1 pseudogene is annotated in these 456 nt (G+C 55.9%); it reads right to left on the reverse strand.

What is annotated here, in order from left to right:
- Positions 1-202 precede the first annotated feature (202 nt).
- Positions 203-456 (reverse strand): annotated as a pseudogene (locus tag DVK05_RS17650) (hypothetical protein); the annotation flags it as partial.

Raw genomic sequence — 456 nt, forward strand, 5'->3', positions numbered from 1 at the left:
CGGAGTCGATTCATCAGAGGGCTCTGCGGGGCCTTTCTCAGAACTCATTGTACTATCCTCGCTCGGTCCCGCGGTCGTATCTGTAGGTTGTGTCGGTTTTGCATCTTCGGATCGATAGCGTGGTGATAGCGTTTCGCTGTAGCTGCGTTGGGGTCATACTGAAACCGATACCGTATGTTGAGAGTGGACGCGATGTTAGAACTCATGAGTCTGACAGCGACTTGATGTCGCCAACGGTCACCCCCGCTAGTTCGGCATGTGGCGCGAATATATCGCCCTCGGCGGTAGTTTCCAGTATCACTGTACGTCCGTGTCTGGAGACGATTGCGTCACTAAACGAGGACTCTCCCTCGCGTGCGGCACGCGCAATCGCTTCCGCCGTTTCTCTGTCGAGTCGCTTCGGGTCGGCTACTGCGCCGTACCGAAACGTCATTGTTGGAGTATCGGTGGTGCCAT

It is taken from the genome of Halorubrum sp. Atlit-8R (genome assembly GCF_003666025.1).
Classification (GTDB): Archaea; Halobacteriota; Halobacteria; order Halobacteriales; family Haloferacaceae; genus Halorubrum; species Halorubrum salinarum.